This is a genomic window from Streptococcus infantis, assembly GCF_047465185.1.
Classification (GTDB): domain Bacteria; phylum Bacillota; class Bacilli; order Lactobacillales; family Streptococcaceae; genus Streptococcus; species Streptococcus infantis_O.
On sequence record NZ_JASHAJ010000002.1, the window covers coordinates 231,007 to 251,455 of the forward strand.

A 20,449-nucleotide genomic window follows, 5' to 3' on the forward strand; every position below is an offset into this window, starting at 1 on the left:
ATCTTATTTAAACTGTTCTGAGAAGCGGACATCGCCTTGGTAGAATCCACGGATATCGTTGATTCCGTAACGAAGCATAGCGACACGTTCTTGACCAAGACCAAAGGCAAAACCAGAGTAAACACTTGCATCAATCCCACTCATTTCAAGGACACGTGGGTGAACCATTCCGGCACCCATAATCTCGATCCAACCTGTTTTCTTACATACATTACATCCGTCTCCGCCGCACTTGAAGCATGAAACGTCAACCTCAACAGATGGCTCTGTGAATGGGAAGTAAGATGGACGCAGACGGATCTGGCGCTCTTCACCAAACATTTTTTGTACAATCAACTGAAGAGTTCCTTGAAGATCGGCCATAGAGATGTTTTTCCCAACAACCAAACCTTCGATTTGGTGGAATTGGTGACTGTGGGTCGCATCGTCTGTATCACGACGGAATACACGTCCTGGTGAGATCATCTTCAAAGGACCTTTAGAAAAATCATGGGCGTCCATAGCACGCGCCTGAACTGGAGACGTGTGGGTACGGAGCAAGATTTCTTCTGTGATGTAGAAAGTATCCTGCATATCACGAGCTGGGTGATCTTTTGGAAGGTTCATACGTTCAAAGTTGTAGTAGTCTTGCTCTACTTCAAATCCATCCACAACTTGATAACCCATACCAATGAAGATATCTTCGATTTCTTCACTGGTTTGTGTAAGGACGTGACGGTGACCTGTCGCAACTGGACGACCTGGGAGAGTCACATCAATACTCTCACTTGCTAGTTGAGCTGCGACTTTCTTTTCTTCCAAAAGCTTAGCTGTTTCTTCAAAAGCGGCTGTTAAGACATCACGAGCTTCATTGACGTGTTTTCCGATAACAGGACGCATTTCAGCAGAGACATCTTTCATCCCTTTGAGAATTTCAGTAAGCGATCCCTTTTTCCCAAGGACTGAGACACGCAAGTCTTGCATCTCTTTTTTATTTTCAGCAGTAATCTGCTTCAAGCTAGCCAGCGTTTCTTCACGAAGCGCTTTTAATTGTTCTTCAATAGTTGACATAATTCCTCCATCAGTCGCTCGTAGATAAAAAGAAAACCACATGCCAAAAACTCCACTCGGAGCGTTGACACGCGGTACCATCCGTTTTCATCTGACAAGTCAGACCTTCATTTCTAAATCCATGCGCAAGTGAATTCACTCAACTTTCATATAGAAAGCTTGCAGTCACGGCTCTCCTCCCTGATATACTTCCCTTGAGTTACTAGTCTTGCAGATTCCTATTTAATTACTAAATATTTTATCAAATTTCAAGCATTCTTGCAAGATGTTTTGCGACTAATCAACATAGTCTCCACCTTCAAAGCCATAATACTCTTCCAGACTGAGGCCACTTGCAGAGATTTCTTTGGCTTCTTTGCCGACGTAGCGAAGGTGCCATTCCTCGGCCATATAACCCGTTTCCTTTTCCTTGCCTTTGAGATAACGGACGACAAAGCCATAGTCAGCCGCATGGTCCAAAAGCCATTGGGCAGCCTTTTCTTCAGTGACTAAGTCTCCATTTGTTCCAATTAGGTCAAAGGCAAGGCCAGTTTGGTGTTCGCTGTAACCAGGTCTTGCAGAATAGCGGTCAGCCTCAGCCTTTCCATCTTTATCTACATAGTTTTGATAAAGCTGAGTTTGAGTTTCATAACTTCTAAAACCACTGTAGTTGTCGCTAATCGGGAATCCTGCTTGTTGCATAGCTGCAATGAGTTTCAACAGTTCTGCCTTAGCGGTAGGATTTTCTCCAGGATTGTAATCTTTGGACATTGGATAATGCTTATTAGCTACAACAATCTCATCGTACTTACCTTGAATGCTGTAGTGGTCTCCTTTGTTAACCACTTCTGCTTTCTTTTGACTAGCTTCCTGAGACTTACTTCCCGCGGTTCCTTCTTGGACAGTTTTTTCTTCCGTTGAAGTCTGAGTTTCTGAAGTTGCTGGCTTTTCTTGTGAACAAGCTGCCAATGTAAAGGCTAATAATCCTGATAAGATAAGGTATCTTTTTTTCATCTGTTATCCTTTCATTTATTCATCTGGTTTAAAGTCTCAGATAATCTTGCAATCAAGTCTTCTAATTTGCTTCCCTTGACTTGATATTCTTCAGAAACCATTTCTTCCCAAGGAACCCACCAGACTGGACCACGTCCATTTAGACCGTGCCCCTTCATATCACCAGCTCGTCTTGGAAAAATATGCCAGTGAACATGAGCGTCTCCATTTCCCAACAACTCTACATTCATCTTTTCAGCAGTAAAAGCCTTAGAGACAGCTTCCTGAACCAGACTCATTTCCTCTAAAAAGCGGAATTTGACAGTTGGATGTAGATGATGCAATTCTGTGACATGTTCCTTGGCTAAGAATAGAGTGTAGCCTTCAAAATACTGGTGGTCTCCGATGACAACATAGCCAGTTTCTAATTCCTTGACAAAGTAGGGATTTTCCCCTGCCTTAATCAATTCAATTCGATCACAAATCAAGCACATCTTATTCCACCAAGTCACTCTTGAGATAAGCATCTACCATACGCTCAGTAGCCACTACAGAATCAATATGAGTACGCTCATAAGAATGACTAGACTCAATACCAGCTCCTAGAAGAGCGTGCTTAACCTCTGCTCCAGCTGACATCGCTGCAGAAGCATCCGAACCGTAAAATGGATAGATATCTAGTTTAAACGGAATGTCTTGCTCTTCAGCTAAAGCAACTAAATGTTGACGGAATTCATAGTGGTAAGGACCAGAAGCATCTTTGACACAGATAGACACTGTGTACTCGTCCGTCTGCTGGTCATCTCCCATCGCTCCCATATCCACAGCCAGATATTCGACAACTTGACTAGGGATACTTGAGTTAGCACCATGCCCAACTTCTTCAAAGACTGAAAAGGCAAAATGCGTAGTAACTGGAAGCTCAATCCCTTCTTCTTTATAGACTTTAAGGAGATTGAGGAGAATAGCTGCGCTGACCTTGTCATCCAAATGACGAGACTTGATAAAGCCTGTCTCAGTCACCACAGTTCGTGGGTCAAAACTGATAAAGTCTCCAACCTCGATACCGAGTGCACGTGTTTCTTTTTCGTTGGTTACTTTTTCATCCAAACGTACTTCCATATTGTCCTGCGTACGTTCCGCAGTTCCAGCATCCTTATAGACGTGACAAGAAGTTTGGTGGATTAAAATGGTACCTGAAATAGCCTTACCTGTACTAGCCACATGAACAGTACAGTTTTCCCCCTCAATCATGTTCCAAGGGTATCCACCGATACGATCCATTTTGAGACGACCATCTGGTTTAACAGCGCGAACGATAGCTCCCAGGGTATCCACATGGGCAGTTACATAACGTTGTTTTTCATCATTTTTACCTTTAACAGTAACGTTGACACCACCTTTGGCAGTACGGACAGGTTGATAGCCTAACTTTTCAAGTGTCTCAACTAAATAATCAGTAATCTCACGGGTAAAACCTGTTGGCGATGCGATAGCAGTTAGTTCTTTAATATATTCTACAGTTTGATTCATTTCTTCACCTCTTCTTACCATTATATCACTTTTCCCATTTTAGTATGTGTAAAAAGGAAAAACTGACATACTTTGATAATGAAAGTATGTTATGGTATAATAAAAGTAGTTCTTATGATGAAAGGAAAAAATATGAACAGATATTTCAAAATGACGCTTCTCTTAGCATTACCGTTGGCATTCTTGTTGGGATGTTCAAAACAGTCATCAACAACTTCTAACTCTTCAAAAGTAGAGTCAACTGAGGTAAAAACTACTGAGGCTGAAACAACTGAAAAGAAATCAGAACTAAAAACTGTTACTTTTGTAAATGATACTCGTACTGGCCTTAATTCTACTTTAACCTACACTGTAGATGGAGACAAAGTATTGAAACAATCGGGTCATAATGTTTATGATCCAGAAGCTCTCGACACTACTGCTGAGACTCTTAAAGCATTCATTGAGGAAACCTATAAAGGATATCAAGGCCTAAAAGGTGTTACTCATAGCATTGAAATCAAAGATGGAAAGGTCGTTCAAGATGCTGAAGTTGACTATACAGTCGCAAGTCTTGACGAACTTAGAAAAGCAAGGCCAGAAGAATACTCAGGCATTGGTAACCATATTAGCCTTACTGCTTCTAAGAAAATGTTAAAAGATCTTGGATTTACAGAAAAAACTAACTAAGAGTAATGAAAAAACCTTGGCATAAGCCAAGGTTTTTTTATTATTCCATTTCAAAAGCTTCACTTACTTGTTTGTTTGGAAGAACAAGAGAAAGTAAAATTCCGATAATCGCTGGTGCCAACCATGGCAGAGAAGCCTCCGCAAATGGTAGAGCGTTCACGATATTTGCAAGAAAGTCAATCTTAAATGTAGACCCTAATACACTGGCAACGGCAATAGCTGTGACCAGACCAACAGTCAACTGCATCCCTGGTTTTGAAAGTGGTACAAATTTGTTCACAATCACAATCATAACAATCACAATGGTGATTGGATACAAGACAACTAGTACTGGCACTGAGTACTTGATAATGGCACTCAAACCAAGGTTTGCAATAGCAAAACCAATCAAGGTAAAGACAGTTGCATAAACCTTGTAGCTGATTTGTGGGAAACGTCCGTTAAAGAATTCAGCTGTTGATACAATCAAGCCTACAGTTGTTGTGAAACAAGTCACAGTTACCATGACTGCAAGGAAAAGCTGAGCTGTCGATCCAAAGATTTCTTGCGTTGCTTGTGACAAGATATAAACTCCTGGAGTTCCTTCACTCATCACTTCAGCTGGTACTGGGAAATGATTTCCAAGGAAACCTAGGCCAATGTATAAAGCACTAAATCCTAAAGCTACAACGATTCCAACGACCCAAATAGTTGAAATGTATTCTTTCTTACTTGAAAATCCAAGCTGTTTCAAGGTTTGAACAGCGATAACACTAAAGGCAACGGAAGCAAGCGCATCAAGTGTATTATATCCCTCAAGGAAACCTGCACCAAAAGCTGAAGTTTGATAGGCACCTGATGCTGCTTGCGGTGCGTTCCCACCATATTTAAAGGCCCCAAGGATAACCAAAACAACAATCAAAATCGCAAATACTGGAGTCAAGATTCGTCCAATACGATCCAAAATCTTTGAAGGATTAAGAGCGATTAAATAGGCTGCAACAAAGTAGAGAATGGTAAAGACAATCAAACCTAAACCCTTATCTGCTTCGGCTAGGAGGGGACTAATACCGACCTCAAACGATGTTGTTGCTGTACGAGGAATGGCAAAGAATGGACCAATCGACAAGTACAAAGCTGCGAGATAAATCGTCGCAAACCAGGGTGAAATTTTCTTGGAAATCTCATAGATATAACCCTTAGGATTAAGGGTCCCGATAATCAAGGTTAGGACGGCAATCCCAACACCTGAAAATACAAATCCTGCAATGGCAGGGAGGAAGTTTTCTCCAGACTGTGCGCCTAGAGTTGGAGGGAAAATCAAGTTACCTGCTCCAAAAAATATTCCAAACAGGAGTAACCCTGTTAAAGCACCTTTTTTAGCCATAAACTCTCCTTATAAAATTAAAATACTTTCTTAGTATAACATGTTTAAAGGCATGAAAAGGCTATCAGGAAATCATTCTAAAATGTTTTCAATTTTCGGAATTTTAGAGCAAATAAATTCCCTTTAAAACCTTTCTTATTTTCGGTCTCAAAGGGAGTTTTTCTTATTCTAAAGCATCCATGCCACCTTGGACATTGATAACTTCGTAGCCCTGCTCTGCAAGGAATTGACAGGCGCGTGCTGAACGCATTCCTGATTTACAAATCACATAGTAAAGATTATCTTTATCTAGTTGTTCAAAAGTGTCAGTCAGTTGACTGAGAGGGAAATTATGAGCACCTTCTAAATGAAGAGCCTCAAATTCCTCTACTTCTCTGACGTCCAGCACAGAAAGTGACTCTTTCTGATAAAGCTGGTAAAATTCATCGAAGGAAATTTCTTTCATTTTTTTCTCCTAAAATTGTTTTAATTCTTTTTTTCAAATCAGGCACCACTTCCGACTCAAACCAAGGATTCTTAGCCATCCAGATTTGGTTGCGAGGTGATGGGTGTACCAGCGGGAAATAATCAGGCAAATAATCCTTAAACCGATGAACACGGTCCGTTACCTTTCCACTGACCTTTTCATTCAGATAATAAGCCTGAGCATACTGACCAATCAAGAGCGTTAATTGAATATCTGGCAATTCCTTCAAGAGTTTTGGATGCCATTTTTCTGCAAAACCTGGACGTGGTGGTAGGTCACCCGATTTTCCATGACCTGGAAAGTAGAAATCCATAGGCATGACTGCAAAATAACCTGAGTTATAAAAGGTATCTTCATCCACACCTAGCCACTCTCGCAAGCGGTCACCACTTTTATCCTTCCAGTAAAGTCCTGCTTCTTGAGTTTTGAGTCCAGGAGCTTGCCCAATGATATTGATACGAGCAGTCTTTGGTGCTGCAAAAAGAGGCTCGATACCCTGCTCAGTATAGCTGGCATTCTGTGGATCCGCCATGATAGCTTGCTTGATTTTTTCGATTTGAGACATCTGTTTCCCTCCAAAAAGAAGTCCAAGCATAGAATCTCAGACTTCTAGATCATTATTTGATCAATTCATAAATAGCTTCAGCGTAGATGGCTGCTGCACGGAAAAGATCGTCCAAGGCGATAAATTCATTGGCCTGGTGCATAGTATCGATAGAATCTGGGAACATAGCACCGTAGGCTACACCACGCTCTAATAGACGTCCAAAAGTTCCTCCACCGATGACTTGTTCGTGACCTTGAAGACCTGTTTGTTTTTCGTAAACATTCAACAAGGTTTGAACGAGTGGATCTTCCATTGGCACATAGTGAGGAGTGTGACCATGTTCAGAAAGGCTGACTGAAGCAACTGGCAAGCTTTCAAGAACTGACTTGATTTGCTCTGGGCTTGTTCCTTTTGGATAACGGAAGTTGAGGGCAATAGTATTGTCAGCACTTGTTTCGTCAAAGCGGAAGACACCCGCATTCATAGAAAGGGCTCCCATCTTTTCATCCACATGAGCAACCTTCAAATTCTTGCCTTCGTGGTCATTCAAGAGAATCTTACCAGCAATGTCAAGATAGTCTTTTGCAGGTCCTTCAAAAGCAAATTGGCTAAGGAAGAGGGCAAGGTAAGTCGCGCCATTGACACCTGAAGCAGGCATAGCACCATGAGCTGATTTACCAATTACAGTCACCTTGTACTGACCGTTTTCTTCTTGGATTTCTCCTCTGAGTTTGTGCTCTGCAACGAAGGCATCTAGTTTCCCTTGCAAGTCAGCTAAGTCACCTGAAACGACTGCAGTTGCTGATTCAGGTACCATGTTTTCGCGTAAACCACCTGTGAAGCTATGAAGACGCGCTGCACCAGTATTTTCACCAGCAAAGTGGAGGTATTCTGTGATATTTCCTTTTTCACCATTGATGATAGGGAATTCAGCATCTGGAGAGAATCCAAAGTCTGGTTTTGCAAGTCCTACATGTTCAAAGTAGTAGTCCATATCTGCCCAACCTGACTCTTCGTCAGTTCCTACAATGAAACGAACTTTCTTAGAAGTCGGAAGCCCAAGTTCTTTGATGATTTTCAAACCGTAGTAACATGCTGTAGTTGGTCCCTTGTCATCAGAAGCCCCACGCGCATAAAGACGACCATCTTTGATAGTTGGAGTGTAAGGGTCCGTGTCCCAACCACTACCTGCTGGCACTACGTCCATGTGAGCAAAGATTCCGAGAACTTCTTCTCCTTGACCAAACTCGAAATGACCTGCATAGTTGTCGACATTTTTTGTTGGGTAGCCATCACGGTCTGCGATTTCGAGGAATTTCTCCAAGGCTTTTACTGGACCAGGTCCAAATGGATGCTGCGCATCTGCCTTGCTGTCATCACGTTCTGAGTTGATTTCCAAAAGGCTAAACAAGTCAGCCAAGAGGTCTTCTTTACGTTTTTCTACTTCTGCTGTAAAATCAATAACTGTCATTTTTACTTCCTATCTTTTCTCGATAATTTCATCTACTGGCAAGCGGTAGCTTGGTTCCAATTTCTCATCTGTGTATCCTACTGTAATCAAAAGCTCTGGACGGAAGCGTTCTTCAATTTCCAAAACTTCATTAGCTTTTGATTTGTCAAAACCAAGGATAATGTTTGAACCAATTCCCTGGTCAGTCAATGCAAGGACCAAGTTCATCGCAACTAATCCTGCATTAAGAGCCAAGTAGTCACTGACTTGTTGTTCATTGTAACGTGCATACTCAGCTGGAAGATTTTTCATAAAGTACTGAAGTTGTTCTTCTGAGAAGTTCTTTGCTCCACCAACACGGGCAATCTTGCGAGCTCGTTTAGCTAGGTCAGTATCTGTAAACAAGGCAATGGTTACAGGGGCAGATGCTACTTGCTCAAAGTTTGAACCGTAAGCCAATTTTGCTAATTCAGCATTTCTCTCACGAACCACAACAAACTTCCAAGGCTGACTGTTGTGAGCACTCGGTGCCAAGGTTGCGATTTCAATAGCTGTACGAACATCCTTAGGATCGACAGGTTTATCAATAAAATGCTTAGTCGCATGACGTTTTTTATTTAACTCAAGAAATTTCATAAGCAAGTTCCTTTTCTATTTCTATTGCTTCCATTTTACCACATTCTGAAAGAGCTTGCAGAGATTTTTCATATGTAGAGATCTTTATCCCATCTCTTAACCAGGAATTACAAGCTTTTCGATTTAGTTGTAAGCCATAATAAAAACTTTCTGCACAAGAAAAAGTAGACGATTAGTCGCCTACTTTACTCATATTATTGCGCTGATACAATTTTACTTGCAGATTCAATCGCTTGTTTCATAGCATCACGTGCAGTCTTCAATTGTTGAAGGAAAACAGTACGTGCTTCTTCTGGCATTTCTGTATCATCAGAACCAGCGCTTGACAAGCCATCATTAAATGCCTTTCTTGAAGTTTCTAGTGAGTTAAGAGCAGGTTCCACTTGTTGTTTATAAGCATCTTTTTGAGCCTCAGGAACTTTGTCACCGATTTCTTCAACATATTTCTTATAGTTGTCAATCAACTTACCAAAAAGAGTTTTCATATCTCCAATTGTTTTAGCGTTGTCAATTTCTTCATCTGTTAGAAGAGTAACTTCAGATGTGTTTGTCTTTGAGTTATCTGTTTTTGATGAAGCTGATGTTTGTTCAGTCGTGCTTGAAACTTTACTTGCAGAATCAGAAGATTTATTTCCACAAGCTGCTAAAGTTGCAACTGATAAGAGCACAAGGCCCGCAGTGAGAAGTTTTTTCATGACTATCTCCTTTAAATAGTTTTATGATACCTATATTTTAAAATAAAATAATTTTATTGTCAAACATTTACCGAATTATTGAAGCTAAAAAACTCATTGAGTTCACTATTTTTAAAATCTATATTAAATTTATCGAAAATGTTCAAAAGATTATCCAAGACCGAGGTTTAGACTTGAACGTAGTCGACTTGGAAAGCAATGATAATCCAAATAACTACATTATCTTCTCAAGCGATGGAAAAGAAATTAAAGAACAATTTGACAAGGTCCTCAAAGAACTCTACCAAGACGGAACCCTTGAAAAACTCAGCAAAACCTATCTCGGTGGTTCCTACCTACCAGATCAATCTCAATTACAATAAGATATATTAAAAACGATTGGCTAGTCCAATCGTTTATTTAGTATCTGTTAATCAAAGCAACTCTTACAAAAAATCAAAATAATTCTTCACATCCTCCACATAGCCATGCTTTTCAATTAAACTAGCTAACAAATCTCTATTATGGCCTTGATAGTTGTCCTCTCGCCGCAATTCTTCATACATTTCGATAAAGGGAAGGCCCTTGGTCTTGGCTGATTCTAGCTCTGCTTCATAGTCATAAACAACCTTACGAAATTGGATATTGACTAATTCACCATTTTCAACCTCAAGTAAGGCATACTGGGCACGGTGATTTTTCAGCCCTACCCAGTCAAAATAAGGCATACCAATCGAACCTGGATTGATGATTTGTTGACCTTGGCTACCATAACGAAGCAATTGCTTGTGAACATGACCATAGACGGCTACATCAGTAGTTTCATCAAGTAGCTGGTCAAATTTTTCGGTATCATTTTCAACCAGCAAATCACCACCATAATTTTTCTCAGGTAAATTATGTGAAAGAGAAAAGCGCAAGCCTTCTACTTCTTTCTTGGCTACCATAGGTAGATTTCTCAACCAATCAATATGCTCTGGGTTTAGACGCTCCATCAGATACTGGGTCAATCGCATAAGCTGAATTTCTTGGGGATCCTCTAAACCATATTGCCCATCTAAAGCCTCTAACACACAATCATCCCAGTTACCTCGAACAGATGCTGTAATGGGAAGGTCTTTCAAAAGAGCCACCAAGTCATTTGCTCCCGGCCCAGGAAGAAAAATATCTCCCAGAAGCCAATATTCAGTCGCTCCCAACTTTTTAGCGTCCTCAAGCACTCCAGCTAAGGCTGTCGTGTTACCATGAATGTCTGATAAAATTGCAATCTTATGGTTCATTTTCTGCTCTTTCTTTATTGGATAGCATTCAGGGTATCCAAATCACTCTTATTTTTCTTCATTATAGCATAAAATCGTAGAAGATTTTCACATAGAAATATTATCACCAAGATTCTTTTAAAAATATGTCAAAAATAGTTGACATTTTATTTTTTAAAAGATATACTATAGTCAAATATATGTGACATAATCAAATAAGGAGGAAGCATGAATCGTGTGAAAGAATTTCGCAAGGAATTGGGCATATCCCAGCTCGAACTTGCCAAAGATATCGGTGTCTCTAGACAAACCATCAACATGATTGAGAATGACAAGTACAATCCTACCCTGGAACTCTGTCTCAATCTCGCTCATAGCCTCCAAACAGACCTCAACAGTCTCTTTTGGGAGGACGAATTTTAATAAGGAGAAGAAAAATGAAAAAAGAAACTCTCACTGAAAAACTAATCAAACGCACATACGGCATTTCTGGACCACTTGATGAACACAAACAACGTGAGGCTGACCGCATCGGAAATAAACTCTTTATGGTTCTCTTCTACCTCATGGTTTTTGGCAATCTCATTCCCTTTGTCCTCGCTTATAAATATCCCCAAGTGGTCGCTTTCGGATATCCAATCATTATTTTTCTGGTTTCTATGGCTTGTGCTATCTATGTTTCCACTCAAACTAAAAAAACAGGTATTACTACTATTGATCCTGAAATGTTGACTTGTAAAGAAAAGAAACAATTGCACTACCCTGGACTTAAGGCTGGTCTAGTCTATGGAGTTTTTATGTTCTTTGGCATGCCACTTCTCAATGTCTTAACGGATGATGGCAAGAACTATTTCACCTCTCTTTTCAATTTCGGTCATTTCACATCAATTCTTTTCGCAGCCTTCTTTTTCGGATTAATAATGCAACTTGTCGTCTGGCTTCGCATTCGAAAAGCCAAGGAAGATCAAGACGACTATTAGGAGGAATCATATGAAATCATTACAAACTTTAATTCTCAGTCATATTTTGGTCAGTATCTTTATGACCTTTTTCCTAGTTTATGGCTATATTACACGTCCTTTTCTGATCATCTTCCTGCTAGCCCTTCCTGTCTTGAACAAAGGACAAAGGTTTCAGAAAATCACATCAAAAAAAATACGCCTCTTAAACGCATCTCTCTGCTTTATCCTCGTATCTCTCCCACAACTAATTACGAATTCTATGGATTGGAGATATCTCCTATTTCTAACTATCTGTATCATTTTTAGTTTGGTCTATTTCTATACTCTTTATCAACTCTTTAAAGAAGTTAAGCAAAAAGAATGTTATTAATCGCTCTAAAAAACACCCCCCTAACACTTCTCAGTGCTAGGGGATTTGTTATTTTCTTAAATATCTCACATATTCTACTAATACGTAGATGAGGATTGTTAAACAAATGATAGTTTCTAACCAAACGAGGAGGTTAAGGGTTGGAAACTGTAGGATTCCCTGGGCCATTTTCAAGGAAGTTGCCGTGATGATGGTTGGGAAAGTTAGAGCTGAAAAGGATGGTTGAAATCCCTGTTTTAGAATTCTCGGCAAGCGACTAAGGACAAAGAAAAAGAAAGTCTGTGATGCAAGAATCATGACCAGTAAAACCCAGTTAGGAAGACCTGGGCCTCCTATCCGAACCAGTGCTGCCAACAGTAGAGAAAATGGAGCGCAATAGATCCCTTCTTGCCCTAGTAAAGGCAGTGGCAATGGATCTATTTTCAAATCTTTATAGATCAGAGGGTACAGGATAAGGGTTAAGATAAAACCAAAAATCCAAGCTCCATAGGCAATCCCAACAATGCCCACCACGGGGTAGGTCAAGCTTGCTACTGCTATTCCTACATAAAGAACAGTCCAGGTCGGTGTAGCACTAGCCCTTGGTTTAGCCTGAACGTAATTGATAGTAAAGTAAATGATTAAACCGACATCCAGTAGAAAGGCAAACCACCAGAGAACTTGCGCAATGATACTCAAGCTCATAGGTAACACGCGCAACAAATAAGTCGATAAAATCATCCCTGCCATGGGAAAGGTTGCCATTCCTGACAAAACAGGGGCTTTCTTTAATTCTTTCTTACTTTCATGCCAGTTATTGAGGTGGCTCACCAAAAAATAAAACCAAAAAATCAAGCCTGACAAACTTAAGATGTGTGATAAAAGCGGAAAAATATCCAAGATAAGATTTCCTGCTCCAGCCAATCCCAATAAGCAACCTGAAAAGGCTAAGGGGAGTTTTTTCATACCAACCTCCGAAAATGACGTTACTATCAGTATAGCATAAATAAAGCCCAGCTAGACAAGCCTTTATCATTTTTTAGGCTATAATAATATTGTCCACTTTTAAAATACTCACTAACAATAATGATTAAAATAAATTCATCAAAAAAGAACCTATCACTTGATAAGTACTCTTTTGACATTTCATTCTATAGCTTGGTTAGCCTTTAAAGGTAACGATAGTCGCTCCAGAACCACCTGCATTTTGCGGCGCATAGCCAAAGCTCTTGACTTGCTTGTTTCTTTGGAGATATTTGGTTACTCCTTCACGGATGACTCCTGTACCGATACCATGGATGATGTCCACTTGGGCCATGTTGTTGAGTAGGGCTTGGTCGATAAAGGCATCCAAGGCTTCCATAGCTTCCTCATAGCGTTTGCCACGAAGGTCTAATCGAGCCTGTGGTCCTTTACCACCTGCCCGTTTGACAACGTTGACTTGTTTTTTCTTGACTGGTACTTCTTGCTGAGCCTGAACCAAGTCAAACTCTTTTTCTTCAAGGGTCATCTTAATCAAGCCAACTTGAGCTTCCCAGCGACCATCCTTGAGTTGATTGGTCAAGGTACCTCGTTGACCATAGCTTAAAACGATGATATCATCCCCAACTTTTGGAGCTCGTTTTTTCTTAGCCTTTTGGAGGACCTTGTTTTTAGAAAGATCTACTTTTTCAGGTGCTAACTTCTTGAGTTTGGCCTTGGCTTCGATAATTTCATGTGGTTTTAGTTGAGATTTACTGTGAAGATTTTTAAGAATATCATCACTCTCAACTAGAGCCAATTCAACAATCTCCGCAGCTTGCTCACGCGCCTTATTGAGTTCTGTTTCCTTCTCACGATTGAGCTCATTGTAGAGTTTTTTAAGCGCACGGTTCATCTTGAGGTTTTCTTGCTCGACCTGGCGAATATTCTCAAGACGTTTACGGCTTTCAAGCGTCTGCTCTTCCAATTGCTCAATAATACGATTGACATCATTGTCTTGATTAATCTGCTTGCTAGCATCGCCTACAATGACATCTGACAAGCCGAGACGTTTAGCAATCTCAAAGGCGTTGCTTCGACCAGGTACGCCTTGCATAAAGCGATAGGTTGGGCGCAAGCTAGCTGTATCAAACTCCATGCTGGCATTTTGAACATAGGCAGTTTCAATTCCGTAGGCCTTGAGTTCAGGATAGTGAGTGGTTGCCATAGTCTTGACCTGACGCAAACGCAAGTCTTCTAGGATAGACATAGCAAGGGCTGCACCTTCTTGGGGGTCTGTTCCTGCTCCAAGCTCATCTAGTAACAAGAGCGAGTTTTGATTGACCTTACCAAGAATATCAACGATATTGGTCATGTGACTAGAGAAGGTTGAAAGACTTTGTTCGATGGATTGTTCGTCTCCGATATCCGCAAAGACCTCCTCAAAAATCCCCACACGACTTCCCTTATCCGCCAAAATCGGCAAACCTGACTGGGCCATCAATTGCGTCAAACCTAAGGTTTTGAGCATAATGGTCTTACCACCCGTATTGGGACCAGTAATGACGATGGCTGTTAAATCCTTACCAAAGTATACATCATTAGCAACAGCATTTTGCACCAAGGGATGACGAACATGAAGGAGTTGAATCTCCTGTCCTTCAGAGACTTGTGGCACTACTGCTCCTGTCTCTTGGATAAAGCGAACCTTAGCCCGAATCAAGTCCAAATGCCCAATAATCCATGCATCATTAGCAATTTCAGCCGCATGAGGTCGCACTCGCTCAGAGAGTTCTTGCAGGATACGCATTATTTCATAGCGCTCGTCTGCACGAAGACTGGCGATTTCCTCACTCAGCTTGACCACTTCACGCGGTTCGATATAGACAGTGTTCCCGCTGGCAGAAATATCATGAACCACACCGGCAATCTTATTACGATAGGTGTTTTTGACAGGAAGAACCTGGCGACCATTTCGACTAGCGATGATGCCTTCAGTCAACATCTGAGCCTTTTGTTTGAGAAGGTCTTGCAAGACGTCACGAACTTGGCTCTCGCTATCATGGATTTTATGACGGATTCGTGCTAGTTCCTCACTAGCAAAATTCTCAATAAATCCAGCTTCATTGATGGCCTGGAGATTGCCCTGTAGATGTGGGAAATCATGAAGTTTCTCAAACCAATTTGCCAAGTGGTCCAAGCGTACATTTTCAAGATTGTCATAGAAGTCTTTTAGTTCACGGCTGGCAAATATGACACGTTTGAGAAGGAGAAATTCCTCTATGTTGAGATCAGCACCCATCTCCAAACGTTTGCAGGTAGCCGCAATATCTTTTATTGCCGAAATGCTGAAATGAGGATGCTCAACAAAGAGTTCTTGCATCTCCTTCATTTCTGCAAAGGCCTGTCTAATTTTATCAGCTTTATCTGTTGGGACTAGCTCTTTTAACTGTTCTAGTCCTTGTTCCGTCAAAAGATGAGGTTCAAATAAAGCCTTGACCTTGTTAAATTCTAACGTTTCTAGTATTTTTGTATTCATCTTATTTCCTTAGTATAAAAGTTATGGCTTTTCTTATTTTCAACTCTTTAAATCAATCTCTTACTTTTCGAAATTGTAAACAAAAGGCTAGGAATAGTTCCCGCCCTTTTTAACCGATTATTTTAGTAACCCAAAGCTGTTTAATAAAATTAGTTGTGAATGGAATGCTTTGGATGATATGTCTAGCTACAAAGCTATTTTCAAGTGAATTTTGAACAATTTGTAATGGCACAGTCGCGAGAATCGTTAGCATCATCTGGAGGACAAACAAGGTCACACCGACTGATAGCACACCCGCGCCGATACGGTAGTATTTCCCATCAAGTATCTCACTTGGTACTAGGTTTAGAAAAAGACCAAGCAAACGGCCGATACAGTAAAAAATCGTAAAGGCTAAGAGGAAGCCGACACCTGCATAAAAAACCTTGTCTAGTTGGAAAAGTTGATTGGATGGGAAAAAGAAAGTTCCCTGTCCTTCCTGCGGATTAGCATAAGGGATTAATAAATTGAACTTCTGCCCTAAAGCTAGGTAATATTTGCTTGCAAAATAAGCAGAGACAATCGTTGCTACAAGATAATATGCTTGCAAAATAATTCCTCTGCGGTAGCCAATATAAAAGCTCCAAGCAAGGATTAATAAGAGTAGAATGGAAATCATAGGGAATCCTCAATCTTACTCTGCTCTTGTTTAGCAGCGACCACTTTATAACGGAGCGATTCTAACTCTTGCTCCTTATCATCAAACTCAATCTCACGGCTAAGCTGGGTTGACAAGCAGTTGACTGCTAAGAGAATCGCCACTGTCTCATCATCAGCTCCAGGCATTTGTTCTTTGATTGCTTCATATTTTTCCGTTGCAACTTTAGCAATCTCCTCCATGAAAAGATTATCATGCTCAGTTGTCAGCGTTAATGTTTTTTTCCCAAATGTAAACTTGAATCGATTTAAATTTGCCATAAAATTCACCTCACGATATTATACCAAATTTCACTAAGTTTGTCAGTTTTAACCAATTCTACTGCTTTTATGGTACAATAGAGACTATGGCAAGTATCACATTAACACCGAGTGAAAATGACATTCAAGCTTTTGTTCTAAAGCATGAACAAGCCCTCGCTCCAAGTAAAAATCCATATATTCGCTACTTTTTAAAGCTTCCTCAAGCCAGTGTTTCTGTCTATACATCTGGGAAAGTCCTTTTGCAGGGAGAAGCCGCTGAAAGCTATGCCAGCTTTTTTGGTTATCAAGTAACGCAAGTTACTAGCGGGCAAAATTTCCCCTTAATCGGAACAGATGAAGTCGGAAATGGTTCTTACTTCGGTGGTCTGGCTGTAGTAGCGTCATTTGTAACTCCTGATCAGCATGACTTTTTAAGAAAACTCGGAGTTGGGGATTCCAAAACACTGACTGACCAAAAGATTCGTCAGCTTGCTCCACTTCTGAAGGAAAAAATCCAACATCAAGCACTCCTACTTTCTCCGAGTAAGTATAACGAAGTCATTGGTGAGCGCTACAATGCCGTTTCCGTCAAAGTAGCTCTGCATAATCAGGCCATTTTTCTCCTTCTTCAAAAGGGAGTTCAGCCTGAAAAAATTGTTATCGATGCCTTTACCAGTTCACAAAATTATGAAAAGTATCTAAAAAATGAAGCCAACCATTTTCCCAATCCAATCACGCTAGAGGAAAAAGCTGAGGGCAAGTACCTAGCCGTCGCAGTTAGCTCTATCATTGCGCGTGATCTCTTCCTAGAAAATCTTGAAAACCTAGGACGAGAGCTGGGATACCAACTTCCGAGTGGGGCTGGTGCTGCTTCTGACAAGGTAGCCAATCAAATTTTGCAAGCTTATGGAATGAAAGGCCTCAACTTCTGCGCCAAACTTCATTTTAAAAACACTGAAAAAGCCAAGCAACTTCTAGAAAGGTAAAAGTATGAATTATTTTAAAATATTTTTAAAAGAGTGGGGAATTTTCTTCCTGATTATTGCATTAGTAGGTCTCAGCCGTCTCTTTCTCTGGAGCAATGTTCGTGTAGAAGGACACTCTATGGACCCTACTCTAGCTGATGGAGAAATTCTCTTCGTTGTCAAACATCTCCCTATCGATCGCTTTGATATAGTTGTCGCTCATGAGGATGAAGGGAATAAAGATATTGTGAAACGGGTAATCGGATTGCCAGGTGATACCATTCGTTATGAAAATGATAAGCTTTATATCAACGGACAAGAAACCGATGAACCTTATCTAGCAGAGTATCTCAAACGCTTTAAAGAGGATAAACTCCAATCTACCTATGCTGGAGATAGCTGGGATGGAAAAAAAGGTGAGTACTTCAGAAGCCTTGCTGAAAAAGCTGAGGCCTTTACCTTAGATGTTAATTTCAATACTAGTTTCACCTTCACTGTCCCAGGGGGACAATACCTCCTACTTGGTGATGACCGTCTAGTATCTAGCGATAGTCGACATGTTGGTACCTTTAAAGCAAAAGATATCATCGGAGAGGCTAAATTCCGCTTCTGGCCACTCAAACGTATTGGAACAGTTTAAGAACACTAAGAGGCCGAGAAATCTAAATCTCAGCCTCTTCTCATTCTATTCTGAATGATTTGCTCTCATTCATGAATGTAAAGGAATTATATGGAAGTTTATTTTACAGGTACGATTGAACGTATTATTTTTGAAAATATCAGCAACTTTTACCGTATTCTCCTTTTAGATATCGATGATACCAATGCCGAAAACTTTGATGATTTTGAAATCATTGTTACAGGGACCATGGCTGATGTCATTGAGGGAGAGGAATACACTTTTTGGGGGCAGATTGTTCAACACTCCAAATACGGGGAACAACTCCAAATGACTCGTTACGAACGAGCGAAGCCAACTAGTAAAGGTTTAGTCAAGTATTTTTCAAGTAGCCATTTCAAAGGGATTGGTCTCAAAACTGCCCAAAAGATTGTGGAACTCTATGGAGAAAATACCATTGATGAAATCCTGGAGCATCCTGAGAAACTCGAAACCATCTCAGGACTATCTTCTAAAAGTCGTGAGGCCTTCGTTTCTACACTTCGTCTCAACTACGGAACTGAAATGGTTTTGGCCAAGCTTGCAAACTACGGGATTCCTAATAAATTAGCTATTCAAATCCAGGATACCTATAAAGAGGAAACCATCGATATCGTTGAAAATTATCCTTATCAGTTGGTAGAAGATATCAAGGGTTTGGGCTTTACCATCGCTGACCAATTGGCGCAGGAATTGGGGATTGAAAGTCAGGCACCTGAACGCTTTCGAGCTGGCCTTGTTCATAGCCTTCTAAATGCATGTATGGAAAGTGGAGATACTTATGTTGAAGCCAGAGATCTATTAGAAAAGACTCTAACCCTACTTGAATCCTCACGACCTGTGGAATTAGAACCCAGTCAACTTGCACAAGAATTATCCAATCTCATTGAAGAAGAAAAAGTTCAGCAGGTTGATACGAAAATCTTTGACAACAGTCTCTTTTTCGCTGAAGAAGGAATTCACAATCACCTCATTCGTATTCTTGAAAAAGAAGACCCCAATAAACACGAAATAAAAACTATCCAGGAGCATATCGCAACGGTTGAGGAAGAATTAGGCATTCAATACGATACCATTCAAAAACAGGCCATCTGCGATGCTATCAAAAACAAGGTCTTTATCCTGACAGGTGGACCTGGTACGGGTAAAACCACTGTTATCAATGGGATTATTGCTGTCTATGCTCTATTAGAGGGACTGGACCTTAAAAAGAAAAGTAGTCTACCGATTCTCCTAGCTGCTCCCACTGGTCGTGCAGCGCGTCGTATGAATGAACTGACAGGCTTGCCTAGTGCAACCATTCACCGCCACTTGGGGATGACTGGAGACGACGACACTAGCCATTTGGAAGATTATCTAGATGCTGACTTTATCATCGTAGATGAGTTTTCCATGGTAGATACCTGGTTAGCCAATCAACTCTTCTCAAACATCTCCTCTAATAGTAAAATTCTCATCGTTGGAGATAGTGACCAGTTGCCATCGGTTAGCCCTGGTCAAGTTCTGGCTGACTTACTCCAGATTCCAAGTATCCCGCAGACGAGATTGGAACGAATATATCGTCAGAGCGAAGAATCAACCATTGTCACCCTTGCTAGTCAGATTCGTCAGGGAATTTTGCCTGCAGATTTCACCAAGAAAAAAGCAGACCGTTCCTACTTTGAAATCGCCAGTAATCATATCCCAGCTACCATTGAAAAAATCCTAGACGCAGCCATTAGAAGTGGTATCCCTGCTCGAGACATCCAAGTTCTTGCTCCTATGTATCGTGGTGCAGCAGGAATCGATGCCATCAATCAACTCATGCAAGAACTACTTAATCCTCTTCAAAAGGGACAAATTAGTTTTGAAGCAAGCCAATTTCAGTATCGTACGGGAGATAAGGTCATTCATCTGGTCAACGATGCAGAAGTCAATGTTTTTAACGGAGACCTAGGCTACATTACGGACCTCATCCCTGCTAAATACACCGAGTCCAAACAGGATGAAATGATGATTGATTTTGATGGAAACGAGGTTTCCTATCCTCGAAATGAATGGTACAAGATCCGTCTTGCCTATGCCATGAGTATCCATAAGTCACAAGGGAGCGAGTTTCCAGTTGTGATTCTTCCAATTACTAGTGCTAGCAAGCGCATGCTGGAGCGTAATCTCATCTACACTGCTATTACTCGGGCCAAAAGCAAACTCATCCTACTCGGTGAACTTCAAGCCTTTGACTATGCGACCAAACATATCGGAACAGCTCGTAAAACCTATCTGATTGAACGTTTCAGTGACTTAACTGAAAGTTCTGAGGAACGAAACGAGCCTGTTCTCGAAATCACAGAACCGACGGCCCCTCATCAATCTTACATCCTAACCGAAGAAAACTGGTCTAATATTCCAGCTATGATTGGGATTAGCCACGATGACCTTGATGAGTTTTTCGGAAAATAAAGCACAAAAAAACCAC

The 20,449-nt window shown here is 40.7% G+C and carries 22 protein-coding genes and 1 pseudogene; 8 read left to right on the plus strand and 15 right to left on the minus strand.

The genetic code is table 11. The features are described from left to right. Nucleotides 1-3 precede the first annotated feature (3 nt). The 4 genes from pheS to QM382_RS04605 form a co-directional block, all read right to left on the minus strand. Nucleotides 4-1,050 carry a phenylalanine--tRNA ligase subunit alpha gene (gene pheS / locus QM382_RS04590; RefSeq protein WP_254726395.1) on the minus strand — a complete coding sequence of 349 codons (1,047 nt, stop codon included), beginning with the start codon at nt 1,048-1,050 and terminating at the stop codon, nt 4-6. Between the two features lie 276 nt (nt 1,051-1,326). Then, the gene (gene ldcB / locus QM382_RS04595) at nt 1,327-2,043 is read right to left on the minus strand and encodes an LD-carboxypeptidase LdcB/DacB (RefSeq protein WP_195183796.1); all 717 of its coding nucleotides are present in this window, start codon (nt 2,041-2,043) and stop codon (nt 1,327-1,329) included. Nucleotides 2,044-2,054: 11 nt separating this feature from the next. Next, nucleotides 2,055-2,516: an HIT family protein gene (locus tag QM382_RS04600; protein WP_195183797.1), complete on the minus strand. Its 462-nt coding sequence runs from the start codon at nt 2,514-2,516 to the stop codon at nt 2,055-2,057. A 1-nt stretch (nt 2,517) separates the two neighbouring features. Beyond that, nucleotides 2,518-3,555 carry a M42 family metallopeptidase gene (locus tag QM382_RS04605; protein ID WP_414272610.1) on the minus strand — a complete coding sequence of 346 codons (1,038 nt, stop codon included), beginning with the start codon at nt 3,553-3,555 and terminating at the stop codon, nt 2,518-2,520. 132 nt (nt 3,556-3,687) lie between these two features. Here QM382_RS04605 and QM382_RS04610 point away from each other — a divergent pair, with 132 nt between their 5' ends. Continuing rightward, nucleotides 3,688-4,224, plus strand: coding sequence for a DUF1307 domain-containing protein (locus QM382_RS04610; protein WP_414272611.1), 537 nt, complete (start codon nt 3,688-3,690; stop codon nt 4,222-4,224). A gap of 40 nt (nt 4,225-4,264) precedes the next feature. On the opposite strand, the gene brnQ is transcribed toward QM382_RS04610, so the two are convergent. The 6 genes from brnQ to QM382_RS04640 all read right to left on the minus strand — a co-directional run bounded on the left by brnQ (nt 4,265) and on the right by QM382_RS04640 (nt 9,384). After that, complete coding sequence (brnQ, locus tag QM382_RS04615; RefSeq protein WP_414272612.1) at nt 4,265-5,590, minus strand: branched-chain amino acid transport system II carrier protein; 1,326 nt, start codon at nt 5,588-5,590, stop codon at nt 4,265-4,267. A gap of 163 nt (nt 5,591-5,753) precedes the next feature. After that, nucleotides 5,754-6,035 (minus strand): rhodanese-like domain-containing protein, encoded by a 282-nt coding sequence (locus QM382_RS04620; RefSeq protein WP_414272613.1) that lies wholly within the window; start codon nt 6,033-6,035, stop codon nt 5,754-5,756. Then, on the minus strand, nt 6,013-6,621 hold the full coding sequence (locus tag QM382_RS04625) for a uracil-DNA glycosylase family protein (RefSeq protein ID WP_414272614.1): 609 nt from the start codon (nt 6,619-6,621) through the stop codon (nt 6,013-6,015). Before QM382_RS04625 ends, QM382_RS04620 begins: the two co-directional genes overlap by 23 nt. A gap of 52 nt (nt 6,622-6,673) precedes the next feature. Then, nucleotides 6,674-8,074 (minus strand): dipeptidase PepV, encoded by a 1,401-nt coding sequence (gene pepV / locus QM382_RS04630; RefSeq protein WP_414272615.1) that lies wholly within the window; start codon nt 8,072-8,074, stop codon nt 6,674-6,676. 9 nt (nt 8,075-8,083) lie between these two features. Next, nucleotides 8,084-8,689: a nitroreductase family protein gene (locus QM382_RS04635; RefSeq protein ID WP_045614292.1), complete on the minus strand. Its 606-nt coding sequence runs from the start codon at nt 8,687-8,689 to the stop codon at nt 8,084-8,086. Between the two features lie 194 nt (nt 8,690-8,883). After that, complete coding sequence (locus QM382_RS04640) at nt 8,884-9,384, minus strand: hypothetical protein (protein WP_195183805.1); 501 nt, start codon at nt 9,382-9,384, stop codon at nt 8,884-8,886. 137 nt (nt 9,385-9,521) lie between these two features. Here QM382_RS04640 and QM382_RS04645 point away from each other — a divergent pair. After that, nucleotides 9,522-9,746 (plus strand): annotated as a pseudogene (locus QM382_RS04645) (amino acid ABC transporter substrate-binding protein); the annotation flags it as partial. A 63-nt stretch (nt 9,747-9,809) separates the two neighbouring features. Here QM382_RS04645 and QM382_RS04650 read toward each other — a convergent pair. Next, nucleotides 9,810-10,643, minus strand: coding sequence for a metallophosphoesterase family protein (locus QM382_RS04650; protein ID WP_178895352.1), 834 nt, complete (start codon nt 10,641-10,643; stop codon nt 9,810-9,812). Between the two features lie 207 nt (nt 10,644-10,850). Here QM382_RS04650 and QM382_RS04655 point away from each other — a divergent pair, with 207 nt between their 5' ends. From QM382_RS04655 to QM382_RS04665, 3 genes are read left to right on the plus strand one after another with little or no spacing between them, the layout of a single operon-like run. Beyond that, nucleotides 10,851-11,045, plus strand: a complete 195-nt coding sequence (locus QM382_RS04655; protein WP_178895353.1) for a helix-turn-helix transcriptional regulator — start codon at nt 10,851-10,853, stop codon at nt 11,043-11,045. Nucleotides 11,046-11,059: 14 nt separating this feature from the next. Continuing rightward, nucleotides 11,060-11,602 carry a DUF3278 domain-containing protein gene (locus QM382_RS04660; protein ID WP_178895354.1) on the plus strand — a complete coding sequence of 181 codons (543 nt, stop codon included), beginning with the start codon at nt 11,060-11,062 and terminating at the stop codon, nt 11,600-11,602. 10 nt (nt 11,603-11,612) lie between these two features. Further along, a complete protein-coding gene (locus QM382_RS04665) occupies nt 11,613-11,954 on the plus strand; it encodes a hypothetical protein (protein ID WP_178895355.1) in 342 nt (113 codons plus the stop codon). A gap of 48 nt (nt 11,955-12,002) precedes the next feature. On the opposite strand, the gene QM382_RS04670 is transcribed toward QM382_RS04665, so the two are convergent. The 4 genes from QM382_RS04670 to zapA all read right to left on the minus strand — a co-directional run bounded on the left by QM382_RS04670 (nt 12,003) and on the right by zapA (nt 16,389). Next, a complete protein-coding gene (locus QM382_RS04670; RefSeq protein ID WP_414272616.1) occupies nt 12,003-12,899 on the minus strand; it encodes a TDT family transporter in 897 nt (298 codons plus the stop codon). A 196-nt stretch (nt 12,900-13,095) separates the two neighbouring features. Further along, nucleotides 13,096-15,432: an endonuclease MutS2 gene (locus tag QM382_RS04675; RefSeq protein ID WP_414272617.1), complete on the minus strand. Its 2,337-nt coding sequence runs from the start codon at nt 15,430-15,432 to the stop codon at nt 13,096-13,098. 109 nt (nt 15,433-15,541) lie between these two features. Next, nucleotides 15,542-16,090 (minus strand): CvpA family protein, encoded by a 549-nt coding sequence (locus QM382_RS04680; protein WP_049494199.1) that lies wholly within the window; start codon nt 16,088-16,090, stop codon nt 15,542-15,544. After that, entirely contained in the window at nt 16,087-16,389 is a 303-nt protein-coding gene (zapA, locus tag QM382_RS04685; protein ID WP_004252047.1) for a cell division protein ZapA, read from the minus strand. The genes QM382_RS04680 and zapA overlap by 4 nt, the downstream gene beginning before the upstream one ends. Nucleotides 16,390-16,475: 86 nt before the next feature. Here zapA and rnhC point away from each other — a divergent pair, with 86 nt between their 5' ends. The 3 genes from rnhC to QM382_RS04700 all read left to right on the plus strand — a co-directional run bounded on the left by rnhC (nt 16,476) and on the right by QM382_RS04700 (nt 20,433). After that, nucleotides 16,476-17,357 carry a ribonuclease HIII gene (gene rnhC / locus QM382_RS04690; protein ID WP_414272618.1) on the plus strand — a complete coding sequence of 294 codons (882 nt, stop codon included), beginning with the start codon at nt 16,476-16,478 and terminating at the stop codon, nt 17,355-17,357. A gap of 4 nt (nt 17,358-17,361) precedes the next feature. Continuing rightward, on the plus strand, nt 17,362-17,976 hold the full coding sequence (gene lepB, locus QM382_RS04695) for a signal peptidase I (RefSeq protein ID WP_414272619.1): 615 nt from the start codon (nt 17,362-17,364) through the stop codon (nt 17,974-17,976). A gap of 90 nt (nt 17,977-18,066) precedes the next feature. Then, entirely contained in the window at nt 18,067-20,433 is a 2,367-nt protein-coding gene (locus QM382_RS04700) for an ATP-dependent RecD-like DNA helicase (RefSeq protein ID WP_414272620.1), read from the plus strand. The last annotated feature ends 16 nt before the right edge of the window (nt 20,434-20,449 follow it).